The following is a 19,643-nucleotide window of genomic DNA, read 5'->3' as shown; positions in this document are numbered from 1 at the left end:
GACGTCGGCCGGGTCCTTGCGACCGGCGAGGCCTACGCCAGACCCGAACACCACAAGAAGGGCACCAAACCCCGCCGAAAAGGTTAAACGACAAGTTAAGAACAGGCGCTGAAAGGCAGTAGGCGTAAGGACAGGCGGGCCGCCGGGGTGACCGGCGGCCCGTCGGCGTTGGTGGCGGCGGCGGTAAGGGTGATGGCGGGGCAGGCGGGGGTATTCGGGCGGCGGTGTGATTATTGGCCGTGGGGTCAGGTACCTCGCCGCCTACCGCCAGGAATGGCCTTGGCGCTCAGGTTCCGCGCCGCGATGCCCAGCCGGGTCTTCGGCCCGAGCCGCAGGAGGCCGGCGGCGACAATGACAGCTGCCGCCGGGCGCGCTCAGCCCGGTATCACCTTGGCGCTCAGGTTCCGCACCGCAATACCCAGCCGGGTCTTCGGCACGAGCCGCAGGAGGCCGGCGGCAACAATGACTGCTTCCGCCGGGCGCGCTGAGCCCGGTATCACCTTGGCGCTCAGGTTCCGCACCGCGACGCCGAGCAGGGTCTTCGGCGCGAGCCGCAGGAAGCCGGCGGGATGACCGGTGGCTCATTGATGGCGGTGGCAGTGGCGGAGCTGTCGGACCAGCTATCTCGTTGCCGAGTCAGGTCTTCGGCGCGAGGCGCAGCGGGGCCAGCCGGTTGGTGGTGGTGGCGATGCCGGCGCGGGGCGGGCCGGTTGTCTTGCCGCCAAGCCGGATCTTCGGCAGGCCAGCAAGGCAGCCTGCGGCCCGGCGGCGTTCTCGGCCGCCATGATGACTCGTCCGGCCGGGCGCGTGCTCAACCACGCATCGCCTTGGCGCTCAGGTTCCGCGCCGTGATGCCCAGCCGCGTCTTCGGCACCAGCCATGCGGCGGCGATCCCGACGTTGCGCTGTTTCGGCGCCACCAGTTTGCGGTGCCGTTGTTCGTAGGCGCGCAGGGCGTCCGACATGTCGGCGTGGGTGGTCAGCGCTTCGGCGAGGGTGTGGGCGCCGGACATGGCGAGGGTGGAGCCGTCGCCGAGGAGGGAGACGCAGGAGGCTGCGTCGCCGACGAGGGTGATTCGGTCGCGGGTCCAGGTCGGGAGGCGGACTGCGCTGACCGCGTCGAAGTAGAAGTCGTCGGTTTCGCGGAGTGCGTCGAGGAGGTGGGGGACCCGCCAGCCGGTGTCGGCGTAGGCGTCGAGGACGATGCGGCGGTGGCGCGGGGTGTCGCGGTAGTCGAGGTCGGGGTGCGGGGGGCCGCGGAAGATGAAGGCGGCGATCGCTGAGCCGCGGGCGGGGTGGATCGAGGCGAGGCGGCCGGGGATGTTGTAGAGCGCGATCTCGTGCGGGTTGTCGGCGGGGCGGGGCAGGGGGAGCGTCGCGACGTAGAGGCCGAGGTGGTGGACGTGGTCTTGTTCGGGGCCGAAGGTCAGGCGGCGGACGGTGGAGTGCAGGCCGTCGGCGCCGACCACGAGGTCGAAGCGGCGTGGGGCGGCTCGGTCGAAGTGCACGTCGACCCCGTCGGCGTCGGGGTGCAGCGCTGTGATCGTGTCGTCGAACAGGAACTCGGCGTGCGGGCGCGCGGCCTCGACCAGGATCGCGGCCAGGTCGGCGCGCGGTATCTCCACCTCGTCGCGGCGGCCGCGTGCGGCGGGGGTGGCCAGGCGCGCGACGGGACGCCCGGACGTGGACAGCAGGCTCATCGTGGTGGCGGTCGTCGCCGCCTCCCGCAGCGCCGGCATCACGCCCATCGCCTCGGCGACGGGCACGGCCGGTCCGCGCACGTCCACCGGGTTGCCGCTGGAGCGCGTGCCCCGCGAACGCTCCACGACGGTCGGCTTCAGCCCGGCGCGGGCGAGCCAGTAGGCCAGGGTCGAGCCGGCGACACCGGCTCCGGAGATCAGCACGTCGGTCATGGCTCCACGGTATGTGCAATCGCTGCAAATATGCAATCGCTGCAAAGTTGCGATGGCTGCGTATACTGGCCCGGTGATCGATCAGCCCGTGAGCGACCAGCCTGCGGCCCCGCCGTCCCTGCGCGACCGGAAGCGGGCCCGCAACCGTCAAGCGCTCGTCGACGCCGCGATCGAGCTGTTCGACCGCGACGGCTACGAGCAGACGACCATCGCCGACATCGCCGCCGCCGCGGAGGTCGGCGCCCGGACGTTCTTCAACTACTTCGCCAGCAAGGAAGACCTCCTCTTCCCGGAAAGCGACGCACGCGTCCAAGCCACGCTCGAAGCCATCGCCGAGCGGGACGAGAGCGAAGCCCCGACCGCCGTACTACTGCGCGCGCTACGCAGTGTCGGCGCCGTCAGCGACGAAATGGCGAGCCCACAGGCGGCATTGCGTCTGAAGCTGATGCGCACCGTCCCGGCGGTACGCGGCCGCGCACTCCAGATCCAGCTCGACGCCCAGCGCCAGATCGCCCACCACCTCGTCGCGGCCTACCCCGACACCCTCGACGGGGTCACCGCCGCCGCCGTGACCGGGGCCTTCATCGGCGCGATCACCGCTGCGCTGCAAGTCCTGCTCGACGGCGCCGACCGCCCCGACGACCCGGCCGAGTTCCACCGCGTGCTGGTCGAGGCCACCGACGTCGCGCTGGCTCCGTGGGCCTGAGCGACGTTCGGGCACCCCTCAGCGAGAAGCCTTACGCAGCCCGGCGATGAACGCGCATCCGTTCGGCGAACCCACGCCGGTCACCGTGTCGTACCCCTTCGCGATCACCTGCGACTGCCCCGGCCCCGCCGCGCCGAAGACGTCCACGCTGGGAGTGAGACCGTCAGCGGCGGGAAGGTAGGCGGCCCGATCCTGCTGCGGCGCGGAGGCGCCGGGGGGCAGGACGTCGCGCACCGCCGACGTGCCGGCCAGCCGGTAAAGCAGCGGGTTGATGAAGCCGAACGCAGCGTGCTGCCCCTGCTCGGCGTCCGCGACCAGCCCGGCGACCAGCGGCGTCGCCAAGCTCGTGCCGGCGTTCGGCGCGGTCTGGTACGGCCCGGGCTTGGCGTCCGTCCCGGTCTGGATGTACCCCACCAGCATGCCGGTGTCCGGGTCCCCGTCGGCGGCGATGTCCGGCACCGCGCGGTTGACGACTGCCTTGCCACCCGCCTTGCCACCGACTTGGACGGTCGACATGGACGCCGGGACGACGCCGCGCTGGTACGCAGGCTGCGACCAGTCCAGGCTGGCGCCGCCGCCGGCCCCACTGGCGATCCCGATGTCGTCCCACTTCCCGTCGTCCAGTGAGCCGGTGTCGGTGGACCAACCGGTCTCGAAGACCCGCTCGTTGCGCGCGCCGAGGCCCAAAGTCGTGCCCCCGACCACCGTCGCGTAGGGGTCGGAGCCCGGCATCGTCAGGCCGGGGGTGTCACCGGAGGCGACGTACATGCCGACGCCCTCGGCCGCGGCCCGCAGGTCGATCGCGTGCATGACCTGCTTGGGTTCGGAGCCGAGCGGGATCTGCCAGGAGTTGGAGACGATGGTGGCGCTGGGGTGGGCACCGTCGCCGACCAGGACCGAGAGCGCCGCGTCCAGCAGACCCTGGTTGCAGCCGCCGCCGACGACCATCAGCTGGTCGGCGTCGGGGGCCATCGCGTAGACGGCTTCGGAGTCCATCTGCGCCTCGTCGTCGACGCGAGTCAAGTCGGCGGTGGCGCGGGCGGTGGCGTGGCCGGCGGCGGACTTCCCAGCAGCGACGGAGAGGTCGTTGCACGTTCCGTCCTGCACCAGCCGGAACTGGGAGCTGCGAGGGAGCGGCAGGTGATTGGTTTTGGCGTACTCGGTCAGCGTCGCGAACATCGCGGACGGCGATGAGTCCTCGGTCAGCGCGACGGTGACGCCCTTGCCGGTGTTCGCCGACGTCACGCCGTAAGCGGCGCGCAGCTGATCGGCGGAGTAGCCGCAGATCGGGAGCGAGGCCTTGGTCAAGCCCTGGTATGCGGGCTGGAGACTTTGCACGTGCTGAGCCCAGTACTGCGAGCAAGTCGGCGCTGCGGCAGGCTTGGCCTGGGCCGGCGTGGCGCTGCCGCCGTCGCTGTCGTCGGCAAGCCCGGTCACACCCAGCACGTACGGCGCGACCGAAGCCGGCGGCGTCAGCTTCGTCACCGCACCGGTCGCCGAGACGTAGTCACGGCCGCTGCTGACGTGCACCTGCTTCAGCCCCGCACTGGTCAGCCAGTCGCCGACCGCCTTGGCGTGCGCGGCCGAGGGACCGAACCGTGCGGTGTAAGCGTTCGGACTCAGGTAGTGGTGGTATCCCGACGTCCCAGGTGTCGCCGCGGCATCGGCGAACGCCGCGGCGCCCGCGAGATCAGGCTTCAGCCATACCTGCACGGTGATCGGCGACGCATCCGACGGCGCGCCGGCGGCACGGGCACTCCCCGGCATCCCGAGCATCGCTGCGCAGGCCGCTACGGCCATCGCTTTGCTCACAGTTTTGGTACTCATGCTTCGTACGACGCGGTACGTACCGTTCAGGTTGATGACAACCACTCTGATGGCTCAGCGATCCCGCCTGCGGCCGATGAACACGTACTCCTTTCCCATCCGGTCAGGGGCCTCACGGACGTCCACGACGTCGAATCCGCACTCCCCCAGGGACGACTCCAGCTCATCGCGCTCGCGGAAGCGCAGCGTCGACTCCGAAGTCAGGACACTGTCGTCGGGGAATCGGTAGGTGTAGCGGAACGACACGTACGGCAGGTCGACACTGAACACCTCGTTCCGTTGCTCGACCAGACCGATTCCGGGTACTTCACGCACCACAGGCGCGGTGTCGGCGGCCCACTGCTCCCACGCGCGCCGCTGGGGACGTCGGGTCTCGAACACGAAGTGGCCGCCGGGGCGCAGGGCGGCGCCGACGACGCGGTGGCCGAGCGCGGCGAGCCGGACCGCCAGGTTGCCGGTGCCGCAGCCGACGTCCACGATCGTGGCCGCGCCGGGGTCGGCGCTCGCGGCGGTACCCGCGGCAGTACTCGCGTCGGCGCTCCGATCGGTGCTCGTATCGGCGCTCGGATCGGTACTCGCATCGGCACCAGGCTCGACCCCGAGTTCGCCGACCAGCGCGACATACGCGTCCAGGTCGGAACGGTCGCCGTCGAACGTGTCGTAGATCTCTGCGAGCCGCGGGTGGGCGAAGATCGGATCGGGCATGTCTGCCAGGCTATGCGCGAAAGTGCGCGTACCGGTGGCCCGGCAACAGAATCGCGCAGTGGGCCACAATGATCCGCATGCCATCTTCACAACCGATCCCGCCGCCCCGCCCCGACCTGCCGCCCTTAGCCGAGCTGACGCCCCTGGACTCCCGGGTGCGCGACGAGGGCCACTACGAGTACCAGCGTGCCGCCGACCTGAGCTGGGACGACGTCTTCGCCAGCCACGCGCGCTTCAGCCAGTGCCTGCTGGCCGAGGTGACGCTGGTCGGCGGCGAGTGGAGCAAGACCACGTTCTCGGACGTCCGGCTGGAGGACTCGCGGCTGCTCGGGCCGGACCTGTCGGCCTCGCACTGGCGCGACACCGAACTGGTGCGGGGCATCGCCTCGGGCGTGCAGTGGCACGACGCCGACATCCGGCGCGTGCACTTCGACCAGGTGAAGCTGGACGCCGTGAACTTCCGCGGCGCGGCCCTGACCGACGTGGTGTTCACCGACTGCATGCTGCGCGAGATCGACTTCGGCGGCGCGAAGCTGACCCGCGTGCGCTTCCCGGGCTGCACGTTCGAGGAGGCCGACTTCAGCCGCGCCAAGCTCGCCGACGTCGACCTGCGCGGGGCCCGGCTGCACTTCAAGGCCGGGCTGGACGCGCTGCGCGGGGCCACGATCGACGGCGGCCAGCTGGTGGATCTGGCGCCGGCGATGGCGGCGCACCTGGGGCTGCGGATCGCGTGAGACGCTGTGGGGCCCGGCGCTCGGCGCCTGTTCACACCGCGCGCGCCGGGCCGAGCGTCCGCGCGGCCTACCGCTCCAGCACCCGGAAGTAGAACGGGACCAGCTCACTGAACCCGACGCGTCCGTACAACCGCATCGCGGTCTCGTTCTCGTGCTCGGCCTGCAAGTACATCCGCGGCACGTCGTTCGCCGCGGCCCAGCCCGCCAGCGCCGCGAGCACGGCGCCGGCCGCGCCCTTGCCGCGGGCCTCGCGGCGGGTCGCCATGTTGAACACGCCGGCCCAGCCGGTGTCGGCGACCGCGCGTCCGACGGCGACGGTCTCGTCGCCGAGCTCCACGCGCACGTAGGCGCTGGGTTCCGCAACGCGTCGCAGCAGCCGCCACTGTGGATCCGGGTCGCCGCCGATGACGCCGCGCCAGGCGTCGAACCATTCGCGCGTCGGCTCCTCGGTCAGCCGGGCGCGCAGCGAGCCCGTCGGGGCCAGGGCCAGGACCTCGGCGGTCGTGGCGGTCTGGAGCGACACAGAGGTCTGACGTTCGTAGCCGCGCGCCTCCAGGATCGCGTCGAGGTCCGGCGACACGGCTCCGGGAGTCATCTGCATGAGCGTCGGGATGCCGCGCTCGGCCGTGTAGGCCTCGGCCGCGGAGATCAGGCCGTCCAGCTCGGCGCGGGAAACGATGGCGTTGCCGTTATGGGTTGTTTGCAGCATATGCGGCAGTACCGAGCCGATCCACCACGAACACCCCGGGGCGTGCCGGAGCCACCACGGCCCGATCCGGGTCACGTACTCGGCGGGCACGGCGCGTGCCGCGCGTTCCTGAAGCTCGGTGGCGCCAACCATGCCGTCCACCCTAGTGCCGGGGCGGACATTTCCACGTCGGCGTCCGTGGCGCGACAATGGCGGGGAACCACCGAGGCAAAGGAGCCCGCATCATGGCCCGCAAAGCGCCGAAGACCGACCCCGGCGACGAGAACCTGTCCGTCGGCCATGCCAAGGACTGGGCGGCGGGGGTGCCGGCGGTCGCGGTGGCGATGCGGGACGCGGTGAACCAGATGGGCGTCAAGCGCTCGGCGGAGACGCTGCTGCGGCTGAACCAGAAGAAGGGCTTCGACTGCCCGGGCTGCGCGTGGCCGGAGGAGGACAAGCGGCACATCGCCGAGTTCTGTGAGAACGGGGCGAAGGCGGTCGCCGAGGAGGCGACGCTGCGGCGGATCACGCCGGAGTTCTTCGCTTCGCACTCCGTCGCGGAGCTGGCCGAGCGCAGCGGGTACTGGCTCGGGCAGCAGGGGCGGCTGACCACGCCGATGCTGCTGGACGACGGGGCGACGCACTACCGGCCGGTGACGTGGGACGAGGCGTTCGGGGTGATCGCCGAGGAGCTGCGCGGGCTGGACTCGCCCGACGAGGCGGTGTTCTACACCTCCGGCCGTACCTCGAACGAGGCGGCGTTCCTGTACCAGGCGTTCGTGCGCTCCTTCGGGACCAACAACCTGCCGGACTGCTCGAACATGTGCCACGAGTCGTCGGGCTCGGCGCTGACCGAGACGTTGGGGGTCGGCAAGGGCTCGGTGTCGCTGGCCGACCTGGGCAAGGCGGACCTGATCCTGGTCGTCGGGCAGAACCCGGGCACCAACCACCCGCGCATGCTGTCGGCGTTGGAGAAGGCCAAGCGGGGCGGGACGCGGATCACCGCGGTGAACCCGCTGCCGGAGGCCGGGCTGCTGCGGTTCAAGAACCCGCAGTCGCCGTCGGGCGTGGTCGGCAAGGGCACGCCGCTGGCCGACCGGTTCCTGCAGATCAAGGTCGGCGGCGACCTGGCGCTGTTCCGGGCGTTCGGGAAGCTGATGCTGGAGGCGGAGGAGGCGGCGCCGGGGACGGTCCTGGACCGGTCGTTCATCGACACGTACACGCACGGCTTCGACGACTACGCGAAGGCCGCGCGCGACACCGACTGGCCGGAGATCCTGGACGCCACCGGCCTCACGCGCGCCGAGATCGAGGCGGCGTTCGAGGAGGTGCGGGCCTCGGAGCGGCTGATCGTGTGCTGGGCCATGGGCCTGACGCAGCACAAGCACGCGGTGCCGACGATCCGCGAGGTGGTGAACGTGCTGCTGCTCGGCGGGCACGTGGGGCGGCCCGGCGCCGGGGTGTGCCCGGTGCGGGGGCACTCGAACGTGCAGGGCGACCGCACGATGGGGATCTACGAGAAACCGAAGGACGCCTTCCTGGACGCGATGGAGGCGGAGTTCGGCGTGCCGATGCCCCGCGCGCACGGCTTCGACACGGTCGACGCGATCCGCGCGATGCGCGACGGCCGCGCGAAGGTGTTCTTCGCGATGGGCGGCAACTTCGTCGCGGCGACCCCGGACACGGACGTCACCGAGCCGGCGCTGCGCAGCACGGCGCTGACGGTGCAGGTCTCGACGAAGCTGAACCGCTCGCACGTGGTGCCGGGGCGGCGCGCGCTGATCCTGCCCACGCTGGGGCGCACGGAGCTGGACCGCCAGGGCGCCGACGCGCGCAACCCCGAGGGGCACGAGCAGTTCGTCACGGTCGAGGACTCGATGGGGCTGGTGCACGCCTCGCGCGGCCGACTGGACCCGGCGAGCGAGGCGCTGCTGTCGGAGGTCGCGATCGTGGCCCGGCTGGCGCGCGCGGTCCTCGGGGCGGAGCACCCGGTGCCGTGGGAGGAGCTGGCGTCGGACTACGACCGCATCCGCGACCGCATCGAGCACGTGATCCCCGGCTTCGAGCAGTTCAACGCCCGCGTCCGCCGCGGCTCGGGCTTCGCGCTGCCGCACGCCCCGCGCGACACCCGCACGTTCCCGACCGCGACCGGCAAGGCGAACTTCACGGCGAACGCCTTCGAGGCCCCGGTGGTGCCGCAGGGACGGCTGCTGCTGCAGACGATCCGCTCGCACGACCAGTACAACACCACGATCTACGGCCTCGACGACCGCTACCGCGGGATCCACCAGGGGCGCCGGGTGGTGTTCGTGAACCCGGACGACCTGAAGGCCCTCGGCATCCGCGACGCGGCGATGGTGGACCTGGTCTCGGAGTGGACGGACGGCTCGGAGCGGCGCGCGCCGGGGTTCCGGGTGGTGGCGTATGACACGGCCCGGGGGTGCGCGGCGGCTTACTTCCCAGAGACGAATGTGCTGGTGCCGTTGGATTCGACGGCTGAGGTGAGCAATACGCCTACTTCGAAGGCGATTGTGGTGCGGTTGGAGGCTGCGGCTGCATAGGCGGCATGAATTCCGGCGGCCGTGCGGTAACGCCTGAATAAGATCTCGCACATGGATGCGAGCGAGCTCAGGCGGCGTTCCGCACGCGGCGCAGGCGGGATCCCGCCGGCGCTGGTCACGCTGCTGATCCGGCTCGGGCACACGGACGTGGTGCTTCGACACGCAGCCGCCGGTGACTGGAACTGCGCTTCGGCGTGGGCGGCAGCGGCGGTCGAACGTGGCGAGGCGGACGCGGCGGTGGAGATGCTGCTGCCGTTCGCCGACGCCGGGGTGTGGTCGGTGACCGATCTGACCGCCCGAACACTGGCCGCCGCCGGACGTGTCGATGAGGCACTGGCTCTGGCACGGGCTTTGCCGGACGACCCGGAGAAGGCCGCGATTCTGGAGCACACCGCGCTGAAGCTCCAGGCCGATCTGTTGGTCGCGCACGGCCGCCGGCACGAGGCGTTCGAGCTGCTTCTGCCTTATGCCGGGCACTGGAAGCTGACCGCAGCGTGGATCACGGCCGCCGAAGGCCTGGGCCGGGACGCGGAGGTGGCCGAGCGGCTGATCGCGACGGCCGCGGGGCCCTCGGGTGCCAAAACCGAGGACCTCGCCGAGGCGCTGATCCGGAGCGGTCGGGCCGCCGAGGCGGAAAAGGCGCTCCGGCGGCGCGTCATGATCAACGATCTGGTGTACACCGGCCCGTTGCGAAAGCTCGTTGATCTCCTGGTCGTGCAAGGTCGGGAGAACGCGGTCCGCGAGCTCATAGCGGGCCCGGCCGGAAGGTGGGCCGCTGTGCGCTTCGCGGAAATCCTGGAGAACCGCGGTGACCGGGATGCGGCCCTGGCGACACTGGCTCCCTTCGGGACCGTCGATCACGACCGTCAGCTCGCTTACGGCGAGATGCTGCTCCGCGCCGGTCGCCTGGAGGAGGCGACCGAGGTGCTGGCGGCTCTCGACAGTGGGCCCGTCCCGGGCCTCGGGCTGCACGCCTTGTGCCGGGCCCTGGCCAAGCACGGTCGGCACACGGAGGCCCTGGCGCTGATCGACGACGTCGCGGACCGGGCCGGAGGCATGACGATGGGGCTGCTGACGCTGCGCGCGACCGCGTTGGCCGACCGGGACGGCGTGGACCAGGCGATCGCCGAGCTCCGGGCGCATCCCGGCGGCGACGGTGACGCGACCGCGGCGGCGTTCCACAGTGCCTTGCTCCTATCGCGTGCCCGGCGGTGGGAGGACGCGGTCGGCGTGCTCGCTCCGCTCAGTGGGAGATTGCGCTGGGCATCGCTGAAGTGCGCCGAGGCTTTGCTCCGGCTGGGCCGGATCGAGGAGGGTATCGAGCTCGCGCTGAAGTGGGAGCCGCCGAAACGAGATCTGACCGCCTGACCACATGGCCTGCCCGACCGCCTGCTTGCCTGATCGCCTGACTGCTTGCCCGACCACCAAGCCGACCGCCCGACCGCCCGGCCGCTTGCCCGGCCGCCTGACCGCTTGCCCGACGGCCCGACCACTCGCCCGACCGCCTGCTTGCCTTCCCGCTTGACCGACCGCCCGACCGCCCGACCGCTCGCCCGCTCGCCCACTCGCCCGCCTGACCGCTTGCCCAACCGCCCGACCACACGCCCGCCTGACTGCTTGCCCAACCGCCCGACCGACCGACGGCCCGACGGCCTGACCGCTTGACCGACCGACCGACTGCCTGACCGCTTGACCGACCGACCGACTGCCTGACCGCTTGCCCGACCGACCGCCGCCCGCCGCCCGCCCACCAGCTCGGCCGCCTGCCCGCCTGACCACACATCGGCTGTCCGCTCACCGACAGCGGGCAGCCCGGCATCGCGCGCGAAAGCCCCGCCCTCCGCATCCGGAAGGCGGGGCTTCGGCACGTCAGCAGCTCAGCGCCGCCGGCGCAGCACGCCAGCGCCCATCGCCCGAGGACCGAGTGGAGCGCGGCCGGGCGGTGACGCGGGTGGTGCGGTGGTGCGGGCGGTTCCGCGCGGATCGGGGCGTCGGGGCCCGGACCGGCTGGTCCTCAGATCTGGCCGCGCAGCTTGGCCAGGGCCTCGGCGAGGATCTGGTCGCCGTCCTCGGCGGAGCGGCGTTCGCGGACGTACGCCAGGTGGGTCTTGTAGGGCTCGGTGCGCGAGCGCGCCGGGGGGTTGTCCTTGTCCGGGCCGGCGGGGAAGCCGCAGCGGGGGCAGTCCCAGGTGTCGGGGATCTGCGCGTCGCTGGCGAAGGAGGGCTTGGTCTCGTGCTTGTTCACGCACCAGAAAGAGACGAACACCCGAGGGGCGCTCTCGCCGCGCTCGGCCTCCCCCATCGGTCCCGCACCGACGCGGCTGCCTCGGATCGCGTTTCCACTTGCCACTGTCTGGTCTCCCTTGGGTTCCGATCTACACGCCCCGCCGCCCCTGGGTGCCCGAGCGCCCGTGGAGATGCGGTGCAGACAGTGTAGGCATGTGCTGATGCACGATTCAGCAGGACCAGCCGGAAATCGCCGCCTTGGCGCTGCGATAAACGGACAAATAGGGGCGGAAGTCAGGGTTTCGTTATCGAAGCGCGACTGCTGGTGGCGTCCGTGCGGACTGGCGCCGATGACGCGGCGTGTGCGGTTTCCGAGGGCCCGCAAGGGTTTTCGACCACGCGGCACGCACTGGCGGACACCCTGTGCGAGCGAATCCGGGTCGGCGCGCGGCGTGACGGGGAACGCGTCGGGAAAACGCGTCAGGAGACGCAGCGGGAGAACACGGCCGGAGAAAACCCGACCCCCGCCTCACCCCACCGCCGAGTACCGGTGCTCCGGACGCCCGGTCGTCCCGTAGCGCAGCTGCAGCCGCACCACCCCGTGCCGAGTCAGATAGCTGAGATAGCGCTGCGCCGTCGGACGTGAGATCCCCACTCGCTCGGCCACCTCCGAGGCCGACACGTCGCCGCCCGCCGCCCGCACCGCGTTGCGCACCAGCTCCAGCGTCGGCGCCGAGTGCCCCTTGGCCGGGAGCGCCGGGAGCGCCGGCTGGCCGCGCAGCAGCCCGAACAGCTCGTCCACGTCGGCCTGGTCGGCGTCCGCGTCGTCCAGCGTCTCCATCCGGCGCCGCAGGTCCAGGTAGGAGGTCAGCTTCTCGGCCATCGCCGGGTAGCCGAACGGCTTCACCAGGTAGTGCACGGCCCCGAGCTGCATCGCGGTGCGCACCGTGCTCACGTCGCGGGCCGCCGTGATCACCACGAAGTCCGGGCGCGGGCCGGACTCGCCCGACTCCGGCGCCTCCAGCAGCTTGCGGATCACCCCGAGCCCGTCGCCGTCGGGCAGGTACACGTCCATCAGCACCAGGTCCGGCCGCAGCACCTCGATCAGGTCCAGGGCCGCCTCGGCGGAGTGCGCCTGGCCGCAGACGGCGAAGCCGGGGGTGCGGTCGACGTACGCGGCGTGGATCTTCGCGACCCGGTAGTCGTCGTCGACGACCAGGACCCGCACGGTCCCGGCGACGGCGCCGTGCGACGACTGGGGTGAAGGCGGGCCGGCAGCGGCCATGGCGGCGCTCATCGTGGTCTCGTGCCTCCTCCGGTGCTCAGCAGCGTCCCCCGGTTCTCGGCAGCCTTCGGCAGCCGCACGGTGAACACCGCGCCGGGCCCCTCCGACGCCGTGATGCTACCCCCGAGACGCTGCACCAGCCGATGCACCAGGGCCAAACCGAGACCCCTTCGCATCGAACCCGTTGCCGGCTTGGTGGTGAAGCCGTCGGTGAAGACGTGCTCGGCCGCCCCGGCCGGGACGCCGGGGCCGTTGTCGGCGACGCGGACGCCGATCCCGTCGTCGTCCTCGACGATCGAGACCAGCACCCGCCCCTGCTTGCCGGGGTCGACGCCGGGCCCGGAGACGGCGTCGAAGGCGTTGTCGATCAGGTTGCCCAGCACCGTGGTCAGCGCCTGCACCTTGTCCGGGGTGTCGCCGAGCCAGGTGTCGTCGGTCAGCTCCAGCTCCACGCCGCGCTCCCCGGCGACCGCGGCCTTGGCCAGGATCAGCCCGACCAGGACCGACGGCGCGATCCGGGAGCGCACCGACTCGGCGAACGCGGCCTCGGCCCCGGACAGGTCGGTGAGGAACTGCAGCGCCTCGTCGGTCTCGCCGAGCTCCAGCAGGCCGGCGACGGTGTGCATGCGGTTGGAGAACTCGTGCTGCTGGGCCCGCAGCGCGTCGGTGAGGCTGGTGACGCTGTCCAGCTCGCGCAGCAGCCCGGACAGCTCGGTGCGGTCCCGCAGCGTGACCACCGCGCCGTGCGGCCGGCCGGCCAGCGTCACCGGCATCCGGTTCACCGTCAGGTAGTAATCGTCGGTCAGCACGACCTGGTCCTTGCCCTCGATCTCGCCGGAGAGCAGGTCCTGCAGCCGCCCGGGCGGCACGACGTCCTCCAGGTAGCCGCCGACCCCGCCGAACATCGGCAGGCCCAGCAGCCGCCGCGCCTCGTCGTTGACCATGCTGACCCGGCCGGCCCGGTCGAAGGCGATCATGCCCTCGCGGATGCCGTGCAGGACGGCCTCGCGCTCCTGCAGGAGCTTGGAGATCTCGTCGAGCTCCAGGCCGAAGGTGCGGCGCTTCAGGCGGCGGGCCAGGGCGTAGGAGGCCAGCGCGCCGACGCCGAGCGCCGCGCCGAACCAGGCCGCGTAGACCGGGAGCTGGCCGACGAAGACGGAGGTCACGGAGGTGACCTTGCGCCCGACCGACACCTCGCCGATCTGGTTGCCGAGCGGGCCGTACAGCGGGACCCGGCCGTTCACCGACTCCCCGACGCTGCCTGGGTCGAACCGGACGTCGGGCTTGGTGACCAGCGGCTCCTCGATCGGCTGGCCGCGCAGCAACTGGTTGGGGTGCGTGTGGCGGATCCGGTTCTGGTCGACGATGACGACGTAGTCGGTCTTGGTGTCGCGCTGGAGCCGGTCGGCGATGTTCTGCAGCGTCCCGTCGCAGTTCGTCGAGGGGAAACCGATGCAGGACTTGACCTCCGGCGTGTCGGCGACGGTCTGCGCGATCTGCAACGCCTCGTCCATGTACTGCCGGTCGACCTGCTTGCGCTCCTGGACCGCGAACAGCCCGAATCCCACCAGCACCACCACCAGCAGGATCGACACCTGGCTGACGAAGATCTGGCTGCTCAGCCGTCGTCCCGATCCCTGTCGCATTGGTCAGATTGTGTGCCGTTTCCGCAGATCAGACAAGGGCTCGCCCGCTGAGCAAAACGAGCAAAACAGCGAGTAACGCGGCAAACGCGGTTCGCACACGAAAGGTCGACGTAACGAAGGCACCCCGCGCCTCAGCTCGGCACGCCGCCGGCGACGAGCAGCTTGTACCCGATCCCCCGCGCGGCCTTGATCTCGCAGTGCGGCCGGAGCTTTCGGCGCAGCGCCGTGACGTGTGATTCGAGGCTGTGCGCCGCCGAAGGGTCGAACACGCCCCAGATCTCGCCCAGCAGCTGTTCGCGCCGAATGACCGCGCCGGGCAGCCTCGCCAGAATCGCGAGTATCTCGAATTCTTTGCGAGTGACCTGAATCGACTCCGATTTCACGGTGACACACCGAGTCGTATAGTCCATCTGCAAATCCCCGCTCACCAATGCGACACTGCCGTCGAGGCCCGTTCTCATCGCGCAGCGCCGCAGAACCGCAGCCATCCGCGCGACAAGTTCACGAGTGGCGAATGGCTTGACGACATAGTCGTCCGCCCCGAGGCTCAGCCCCTGGACCACCGAATCGCCGTCGGACCGACCCGTGACGACGATGATCGGCAACTGCGAGACCCTCCGCATCTCGCGCAGCGACTGGAAGCCGACCGCGCCCGGCAGCGACAGGTCTAGCAGGATGATCCCGGGATCGGCGGACAGCGCGGCCACCGCCTGCGGGATCGTGCCGGCGACGATCACCTCGATCCCGTGTGCTGCCAGGAGTCGGCGCTCCAGTGCCACGACCCGTGCGTCGTCCTCGACCAGCAGACACTTCACGATGATCCCCCCGTCGACCACGGACGTGGAGCACGCCCGCATCGTGATTCATGACCTTGCTTTGCGACAAAGCGCCGAACTGCTAGCTCAGCCGGGCCACGGCGTTCCCCGCAGAGTCACGCCCCGTGACCGCCGCGATATCCGTCCAGCTGATGCCGTGTTGCGCGGTCATCGGCAGCCAGAGCGCGTAGGCCCCGGTGGAACCGCCCCCGCGCAACGTCACCACCTGGGAGGTGACGACGTCGCCCGAGGCCATGGTGACCTCGACCGAGGAAACGCCTCCGGTGACGAACCCGACGGCCAGGATGGATTTCCCGTCCGCAGGATGCGGTTCGCTTAGAAAGTGCGGCTTCGACCACAGCGACGGCGAGCCGTTGCCCGCCGGTGGCTCAGCCACGCAGTGGTGCCGCTCGGTCCGCGCGAAGTCAGCGGGAACCGCGCTTCCGTAGCAGGCTTGGCCGCCTTCAACCCAGCCGACAGCAGCCGTGTCCGACGGCATGGCGTCCCCGCGAGCCGGCGCCAGCACCGACACGGAACGCCCACTGCCACGATGGGTGACCACGCCGACCGCGGTTGCCACGCCGACGATGGCCAGGACGACGGCTGCGACGATCCACCAACGTCGTCGGCGGCGGTCGGAGAGTCCCTGAAGTCGAAGTGGTCTGGTGTCGGTACGAAGTGTCATCAGCGGTCCTTGCGGCGGCTTGTCCGCCCTCGGCAGGTGAACGCCGCCGCGCCCCGTCAGGGTGCTGACCCCGAAAGGGGCGCGGCGGATCGGATCAGTAGTAGAGGTAGATGCCGCCGGTGCTGTTACCGGTCAGCCCGGACTGCGAAGAGCCCACGACCTCGACGATCCGCTGGTAGCTGCTGGTCGGCCAGACGATCTGGTCGCAGGAGGCACCGCAGGTGTCGGACCCGCTCCCCCAGTTCGACTGGACGTACTTGGCCTGCTCGTTCCCGCTGTTGTCCACGTAGACCAGCTCCAGGTAGGTGACGCTGCACCCGCCGCCGCCGTCGGAGTTGGCCACGAACTGGCCGTGCGCCCAGCCGCCGACGGCCGTGCCGCCGCTGGTGGAGTTCTGACAGCGGTCCACGGTGTGCACGCCGGACTGGAACGCGTACGTCGGACCGTTGGCGAACGCCCCTCCTGCCGATATCACAGAAATGGCTGCCGTCGCGGCGCCGACTGCGGCCACCTTTTTCAGAATGCCCATCTGGTTCCCCTTTGCATATCCGGCAGAGATTTCGCGAACGCTCAGATTGTCGATCGGAAAGGGAGCCATGATCAAGGATCTTGAGTGTTTCTTGAACTTCACAGGCTGGTTCGCGCACGGCGGACGCCCGGGTCACAGACCCGGACGTCCGCTGCCGTGGAACCGTTCCGGACACCCCGGTCGCGGTGGCCTCAGCCGGTTGCCCAGCCGGTTGCTCAGCCGTCGGCGCCGGCCGGCGTCTGGGTGATCTGCGTGCCCTCCAGCTTGTTCGCGGCCGTCACGAAGTCGTTGGTGAAGGTCGCCGACAGGTTGATCTTCGAGGTGTCGACGCCGACGATCTTCTCGGTCGCGAGCACGGTCTTCGGACCGCCGGCCGGCATGATGCCGTCCGGGAGGAACTGGCCCTTGTCCTGGGTCAGGGCCGCGATGTAGTCGGCCTTGGTGATGGTGCTGTTCTGGACGTAGGTCGCGGGCAGCGCGTTGGCGATGTCGGCGGCGCTGTGCGTGTCGATCCAGTGCATGGTCGCGACCAGGGCGTTGACCACGGCCTGGGCCTCGGTCTTGTGGCTGTTGACCCAGCTGGTCTGGGCCAGGACGCCGGCCGAGGGCCAGGTGCCGCCCATCGCCGCCGTCGCGCCCTGCGCGGTGGCCAGGTCGATCGCCGAGTAGCCGATCTTCTGCTTCTCCATCGCGAGCACCGTCGGCTGCGTCGTCATGACGCAGGCCGCCGTGCCGTGCTGCAGGGCGGCGATCGCCGTCGCGCCCGCGCCGGCGGCCAGCTTGTGGTACTGGTTCGGGGCCAGGTTCTTCTGCGCGGCGAGGAACGTGGTGAGCGTGTCGGTGCCCGAGCCCAGGTCGGTGACGCCCAGGGTCTTGCCGGCGAAGTCGGCCGCCGAGTGCACACCGCTGTTCGTGGCGCACATCTCGCGCTCGCCCGGCGCGCCGGAAAGGTTGACGATGTCCTCGACGGCCTTGCCCTTGGCCTGGAAGTCGATCGTGTGGTTGTACCACGCGCCGGCCATGTCGACGCTGCCGGAGATCATCGCGTCCTCCGCGCCGACACCGCCCTGCGTCTCGGTGCTCAGCTCGACGTTGACGCCGTACTTCTTGTAGAAGCCCAGCTGGTCGGCCAGCTTGTAGGGCAGGTAGATCTGCTTGTCGATGCCGCCGACCATGAGCTTCACGGTCGGCAGGCTCCCGCCGGCGGCGCCGGTGGAGGAGGAACCGGAACCGCTGCTCTTCGAGCTCGAGCACGCGGTGACGGTGGTGACGGCGAGGGCGCAGACCGCCGCGCCGATGAGTGTCCGCTTGAACATGGCTGACGTACCTTTCGCTGGATTCGGGGTGGGGATTCGGGGTGGGGATCCGCCGGCGAGGGAACCCGCGGACGGTGGTGGTGAACGGTGCGAAATCAGGACCGGAGCAGAATCAGGACCGGCGCCGGATCAGATCGACGCGGTCTCCGACGGCGACGGCGGGCGCCAGGACAGCAGCCGGTGTTCGACCTGGGTGATGATCCACTCGGCGACCAGCGCGAGGACCGCGATGACGAGCATCGTGGCGTACACGCCGTTGGAGTCGAACTTGCCCTGGTCGGTGGCGATGACCAGGCCCAGGCCGCGCTGCGCGCCGATGACCTCGCCGACGATCGCGCCGGTGAGCGCGAAGCCGAAGGCGCTGTGCAGGCTGGCGATGATCCAGGTGAGCGCCGAGGGCAGGATCACGTGCCGGACGATCGCCAACCGCTTCGCGCCGAGCACCTTGGCGTTGGCCAGGATGTTGCGGTCGACCTCGCGGACGCCCTGGAAGGCGTTGAAGAAGACCACGAAGAACACCAGGACCGCGGCGAGCAGCAGGTGCGGGAGTTCGCCCAGGCCCAGCGCGACCAGGAAGATCTCGCCGAGCACGATGCGCGGGATGGAGTTGAAGATCTTGATGTACGGGTCCATGACCTCGGCGAGGAAGCGGTTCATGCCGAGCAGGACACCGAGCACGACACCGACCGTGGTGCCCAGCAGGAAGCCGAGCCCCGCCTCGCGCAGCGTCGTCTCGATCTGCAGCCAGTACGAGCCGAACTCGGTGGCCTGGTCGCCCTTGGTGAAGTAGGCGTAAAGGCTGTCCCAGATCAGGGTCGGCTTGCCGTAGGTGAACGGGTCCACCCCGAGCCACTTGTTCGTCGCGAACAGCTGCCAGCCGCCGAGCATCACGACGGCGAAGCCGATCTGGGCCGCGTGGATCTTGAGCTTGCGCTTGCGGCGGATGCTCAGCCCGCGGCGCTTGGTGGCCGGCTGGACCGACGTGGACGCCAAGGTGTCCGCGCTCATGCCTTCTCTCCCGTCGTGCGTGCGTAGGAGCGCTCGACCTCTTCGCGCAGCGTCTCCCAGATCTGGTGGTGGAGTTCGAGGAACCGCGTGTCGAAGCGGATCTCCTGCACCGAGCCGCGCGGCCGCGGCAGGTCGATGTCGAAGATCTCCTTGACGGTCCCGGGGCCCGCGGACAGCACCACGACGCGGTCGGCCAGCGCCACGGCCTCCTCGAGGTCGTGGGTGATGAAGAGCACTGAGGGGCGCAGCTGCTCCCACAGCCCGAGCAGCTCGTTCGACATGATCGCCTTGGTCTGCACGTCCAGCGCCCCGAACGGCTCGTCCATCATCAGGATCGACGGCTCGTTGATCAGCGCGGCGGCCATCGCGACGCGCTTGCGCATACCGCCGGACAGCTGGTGCGGGTGGTGCTCCTCGAAGCCGGCCAGGCCGACGCGGCGGATCCAGTCGCGGGCCAGCGCCTGCGCGTCCTTCTTGTTGGCGCCCTTGAAGATCGGGCCCATGGCGACGTTCCCGAGCACCGTCTTCCACGGCAGCAGCGCGTCGGCCTGGAACATGAAGCTCGTGCCGTCGGTGATGCCGGTGACTTCCCTGCCGCCGACCCTGACCGAGCCCTCGCTGGGCTTGTCCAGGCCCGCGACCAGGCCGAGCGTGGTGGACTTGCCGCAGCCGGTGGGTCCGACGACGGCGCAGAACTGGCCGGGCTCGACGGTGAAGGAGACGTCGCGCAGGGCCGTGAAAGCGTCGCCGGACGGTGTGAGGAACCGCTTGGTGACGCCGGTGATCTCGATGCGAGCGTTCTCCCGATCGGTTCGGCCGGCGGCCGGGGCTGTCGCGGAAGCGCTTCGTGCAGCCATCGAATCCGCTCCTTTTCTCATATCGGGGTTTCGTTCCGGGGTACGGAATGCAGACGCTAGGACGTGACCTGTGTTACGTCTTCGTTTCGTCGCTAAGCCGCGATATGTGCGTTGGAAAGGGTTCTGCTCATTTAGCTCACGCC

At 70.4% G+C, this 19,643-nt stretch carries 18 protein-coding genes; 4 read left to right on the top strand and 14 right to left on the bottom strand.

All coding sequences use genetic code 11. The annotated features are described in order from the left end of the window. Positions 1-636: 636 nt before the first annotated feature. Both ABH920_RS46495 and ABH920_RS46490 read right to left on the bottom strand, forming a co-directional pair. The gene (locus ABH920_RS46495) at positions 637-819 is read right to left on the bottom strand and encodes a hypothetical protein (RefSeq protein WP_370355779.1); all 183 of its coding nucleotides are present in this window, start codon (positions 817-819) and stop codon (positions 637-639) included. Beyond that, complete coding sequence (locus ABH920_RS46490) at positions 812-1,912, bottom strand: FAD-dependent monooxygenase (RefSeq protein ID WP_370355778.1); 1,101 nt, start codon at positions 1,910-1,912, stop codon at positions 812-814. The genes ABH920_RS46495 and ABH920_RS46490 overlap by 8 nt, the downstream gene beginning before the upstream one ends. 73 nt (positions 1,913-1,985) lie before the next feature. Between ABH920_RS46490 and ABH920_RS46485 the strand changes: the two genes are divergently transcribed. Next, positions 1,986-2,618 carry a TetR/AcrR family transcriptional regulator gene (locus ABH920_RS46485; RefSeq protein WP_370355777.1) on the top strand — a complete coding sequence of 211 codons (633 nt, stop codon included), beginning with the start codon at positions 1,986-1,988 and terminating at the stop codon, positions 2,616-2,618. 18 nt (positions 2,619-2,636) lie between these two features. Here the strand turns inward: ABH920_RS46485 and ABH920_RS46480 are convergent, their stop codons facing one another. Then, positions 2,637-4,445, bottom strand: coding sequence for a protease pro-enzyme activation domain-containing protein (locus ABH920_RS46480; protein WP_370355776.1), 1,809 nt, complete (start codon positions 4,443-4,445; stop codon positions 2,637-2,639). A 54-nt stretch (positions 4,446-4,499) separates the two neighbouring features. Further along, the gene (locus tag ABH920_RS46475; protein ID WP_370355775.1) at positions 4,500-5,150 is read right to left on the bottom strand and encodes an SAM-dependent methyltransferase; all 651 of its coding nucleotides are present in this window, start codon (positions 5,148-5,150) and stop codon (positions 4,500-4,502) included. Between the two features lie 77 nt (positions 5,151-5,227). Between ABH920_RS46475 and ABH920_RS46470 the strand changes: the two genes are divergently transcribed. Continuing rightward, on the top strand, positions 5,228-5,884 hold the full coding sequence (locus tag ABH920_RS46470; RefSeq protein WP_370355774.1) for a pentapeptide repeat-containing protein: 657 nt from the start codon (positions 5,228-5,230) through the stop codon (positions 5,882-5,884). Between the two features lie 67 nt (positions 5,885-5,951). On the opposite strand, the gene ABH920_RS46465 is transcribed toward ABH920_RS46470, so the two are convergent. Continuing rightward, positions 5,952-6,725, bottom strand: coding sequence for a GNAT family N-acetyltransferase (locus tag ABH920_RS46465; protein ID WP_370355773.1), 774 nt, complete (start codon positions 6,723-6,725; stop codon positions 5,952-5,954). A gap of 92 nt (positions 6,726-6,817) precedes the next feature. Between ABH920_RS46465 and ABH920_RS46460 the strand changes: the two genes are divergently transcribed. Together ABH920_RS46460 and ABH920_RS46455 are read left to right on the top strand one after the other, a co-directional pair. Next, on the top strand, positions 6,818-9,133 hold the full coding sequence (locus tag ABH920_RS46460; RefSeq protein WP_370355772.1) for an FdhF/YdeP family oxidoreductase: 2,316 nt from the start codon (positions 6,818-6,820) through the stop codon (positions 9,131-9,133). Between the two features lie 51 nt (positions 9,134-9,184). After that, entirely contained in the window at positions 9,185-10,501 is a 1,317-nt protein-coding gene (locus ABH920_RS46455; RefSeq protein WP_370355771.1) for a hypothetical protein, read from the top strand. 646 nt (positions 10,502-11,147) lie between these two features. On the opposite strand, the gene ABH920_RS46450 is transcribed toward ABH920_RS46455, so the two are convergent. From ABH920_RS46450 to ABH920_RS46410, 9 genes are all read right to left on the bottom strand, one after another. Beyond that, complete coding sequence (locus ABH920_RS46450) at positions 11,148-11,483, bottom strand: RNA polymerase-binding protein RbpA (RefSeq protein ID WP_194895803.1); 336 nt, start codon at positions 11,481-11,483, stop codon at positions 11,148-11,150. 405 nt (positions 11,484-11,888) lie between these two features. Next, positions 11,889-12,644: a response regulator gene (locus ABH920_RS46445; RefSeq protein ID WP_370355784.1), complete on the bottom strand. Its 756-nt coding sequence runs from the start codon at positions 12,642-12,644 to the stop codon at positions 11,889-11,891. 8 nt (positions 12,645-12,652) lie between these two features. Beyond that, on the bottom strand, positions 12,653-14,290 hold the full coding sequence (locus ABH920_RS46440) for an ATP-binding protein (protein ID WP_370355770.1): 1,638 nt from the start codon (positions 14,288-14,290) through the stop codon (positions 12,653-12,655). 131 nt (positions 14,291-14,421) lie between these two features. Beyond that, on the bottom strand, positions 14,422-15,126 hold the full coding sequence (locus ABH920_RS46435) for a response regulator transcription factor (RefSeq protein WP_370355769.1): 705 nt from the start codon (positions 15,124-15,126) through the stop codon (positions 14,422-14,424). A gap of 61 nt (positions 15,127-15,187) precedes the next feature. Beyond that, the gene (locus tag ABH920_RS46430) at positions 15,188-15,790 is read right to left on the bottom strand and encodes a hypothetical protein (RefSeq protein ID WP_370355768.1); all 603 of its coding nucleotides are present in this window, start codon (positions 15,788-15,790) and stop codon (positions 15,188-15,190) included. Positions 15,791-15,884: 94 nt separating this feature from the next. Beyond that, positions 15,885-16,319 carry a hypothetical protein gene (locus tag ABH920_RS46425; RefSeq protein ID WP_370355767.1) on the bottom strand — a complete coding sequence of 145 codons (435 nt, stop codon included), beginning with the start codon at positions 16,317-16,319 and terminating at the stop codon, positions 15,885-15,887. A gap of 215 nt (positions 16,320-16,534) precedes the next feature. Beyond that, on the bottom strand, positions 16,535-17,635 hold the full coding sequence (locus ABH920_RS46420; protein WP_370355766.1) for an ABC transporter substrate-binding protein: 1,101 nt from the start codon (positions 17,633-17,635) through the stop codon (positions 16,535-16,537). A gap of 129 nt (positions 17,636-17,764) precedes the next feature. Then, positions 17,765-18,643 carry an ABC transporter permease gene (locus ABH920_RS46415; RefSeq protein ID WP_370355765.1) on the bottom strand — a complete coding sequence of 293 codons (879 nt, stop codon included), beginning with the start codon at positions 18,641-18,643 and terminating at the stop codon, positions 17,765-17,767. Beyond that, on the bottom strand, positions 18,640-19,500 hold the full coding sequence (locus tag ABH920_RS46410; protein WP_370355764.1) for an ABC transporter ATP-binding protein: 861 nt from the start codon (positions 19,498-19,500) through the stop codon (positions 18,640-18,642). Before ABH920_RS46410 ends, ABH920_RS46415 begins: the two co-directional genes overlap by 4 nt. Between the last annotated feature and the right edge of the window lie 143 nt (positions 19,501-19,643).

Source organism: Catenulispora sp. EB89 (genome assembly GCF_041261445.1).
GTDB lineage: Bacteria > Actinomycetota > Actinomycetes > Streptomycetales > Catenulisporaceae > Catenulispora.
The sequence above is the reverse complement of the archived record's forward strand: the minus strand, read 5'-3'. Positions and strand labels throughout refer to the sequence as shown.